The sequence below is a fragment of the Flavobacterium agri genome, from assembly GCF_013401995.1.
Classification (GTDB): Bacteria; Bacteroidota; Bacteroidia; order Flavobacteriales; family Flavobacteriaceae; genus Flavobacterium; species Flavobacterium agri.
The window spans coordinates 3,525-5,576 of record NZ_JACBJI010000016.1 but is presented as its reverse complement, the minus strand read 5'-3'; the positions used below and the strand labels follow the sequence as shown (position 1 = coordinate 5,576).

Annotated in this window: 2 protein-coding genes; both read right to left on the bottom strand. The window is 34.8% G+C overall.

Annotation, left to right across the window (positions count from 1 at the left end):
* Nucleotides 1-205: 205 nt before the first annotated feature.
* On the bottom strand, nucleotides 206-763 hold the full coding sequence (locus tag HZF10_RS17625; protein ID WP_176007561.1) for a DUF2199 domain-containing protein: 558 nt from the start codon (nucleotides 761-763) through the stop codon (nucleotides 206-208).
* Between the two features lie 226 nt (nucleotides 764-989).
* Nucleotides 990-2,052, bottom strand: a 1,063-nt coding sequence (locus tag HZF10_RS17620) for a putative phage abortive infection protein (protein WP_217703405.1), incomplete at its 5' end; no start/stop codon positions are given.

The following is a 2,052-nucleotide window of genomic DNA, read 5'->3' as shown; positions in this document are numbered from 1 at the left end:
CAACTACAATCGAATGTTTCATATCTTGAAGATACAATATTTGCCGATTTGGTTGGAATGTCTTGTAACGTTAGGCCTATTCGCGCCGTTGCTGGCGAATCGGAGAGAGTATTCTCCGATGTGAATATACGAAGTTTTGGAAACAGGACGATCCACTTAGTCATCAGCCAGCAATGGCGTGAATAGGCGGTTGGTGGCTGTTTCATTACCAGAATTTCCACCAATCTTTTTTAGATTTTTCATTTGACGAAGTTCTATCAATCATTTCCGCAATTCTCCTCTCGGCTTCGTTCTTTGAAATACCATTGTAAAAATCTTTTACAAATTCATGTTCGAAGTTTTCATGTGGAAATATTGCGGGTCTAATCCCGCCAGTTTGAGTAACTACAGTAGTTGGAATACTTTCTTCAAAAGTATATCCTAGAATATCGTTGCATAGCCAACCAAAATATTGGGTTTCATAATTTTCGTTTTCAAAATTAGCTTTATAATCTTCAAAACTTTTTTCACTTAATGAAACCCATAAACCATATTGTAAATCCTCACAATGATCATTCACTTTTTGAAGTAAAGTACAGCGAATAAATCTGTCAATTTGATTTGGATGATTTATTGTGCAAAAGTCACTTGAAATCTCGGCAATATTTTTTTTGTCTTCTTCTGACAAAACATCATAATTATCCGGCGAATAAAAAGCTAATGCAGGCCATTCTTCATGTTCTTTTCCGCATGAACTGCATATGAATTTCGAATTTTGTTCCATGGTTCGTACGGTTTTCAGAAATAGCCACCAACGTTAGGCCGCTAAACGCGCGTTGCCGCCTTTCGGAGCGCGTTCGCTCTGCCGAACGGAAAGGTAACAAAACTGATGAATTTTTCTAGCTTGACAAAGCAGAAAAATTCACAGTTTTGTGGCTTCTGGAAACTGAATCGTTCATGCCTGATGTATTGCGGCAATGGCGGTTAGCGGTGGTTACCTGCAGGTCATCTTATTCATGCCATTCAAAAATGCAAATTCCTTTCTTATCAAGCTCTTCAATTTCTTTTTTATAATTTTCTTCAGGAGTTAAATGAAAATCGGCGAGCGGTATAGGAATATTTTTTATCATTCTAAATTTAGTAAACAGCGTTCTCCATTCTTTGTCAAACCACGCTAACGAGTTGTAATACAGTAATAACTGCTCATAATTACTTAGCTGAGCTCTAAGCGTTTTGAGATAGCTATATTTTTCTTTGTCATTAAATATCTTTTGATCGACTACAAAATTTGCAGTTTGAAACAAATGCCGATAGTAATGGCCTAATTTGCTATTGTGCCCATCAAACGGAAAATAATAAAATTCTATTGTTTTTTCATTTGGAATTCCTGAAGTAGGCAATCCATGAGTGTAATATTTTGCATCTTTGTTTTTTTGCATGTATTCTAAATATTTATCCTGAATGCATTTTTCTAGGAAATCTTTGATAGGATTAAAAAGATGTTTTTCTCCTTTACTTAAGTATTGTATAAAGTGTTTTTCAGAATGCACGCCAATCCCGTAAAAGAAAATTTTATACGAAAAACTCATCAAGTTTATGTTTTGGTAATCATGATTTTGTTTGTCGTGAATAGATGCATTTTCATAAAATTCTTTGCAAATCAAATAACAGAATTTTAGTTCATAAAACATATGAACAAATGTCCTTCGACCAGTTAAATCTTTAATGGTTGCTCCTTCGGTGTTTGACTGATGTAGCCGAAGAAGTTCATAAAATTTATTTTCAAAACGTTCGATTTTTAAATCCAATTTTTGCTGCTCATTTGCTTTATATTGAACCCAAAATGCAAAAAATGTCAAAACGGCTGCGGCTAATCCTATAAATGGGCCGAGAATTCCACCGATAGTGTCTCCAATATTGCCAGTTGTGGAAAAATCTATCCCAACTTTGGTTGGTCTGGTTAACCAATACGGGAAGAAAAGAATTAGGATAATAAATAGAAGGAAAGGAACAAATATGTACCAAAATTTTTGATCGAATGTCTTCATTTGCAGGAGGTTGTTTCTTTGACTT

Coding starts and splice junctions, on each gene's coding strand:
- HZF10_RS17625 (WP_176007561.1), bottom strand. CDS start 763: ATGGAACAAAATTCGAAATTCATATGCAGTTCATGCGGAAAAGAACAT.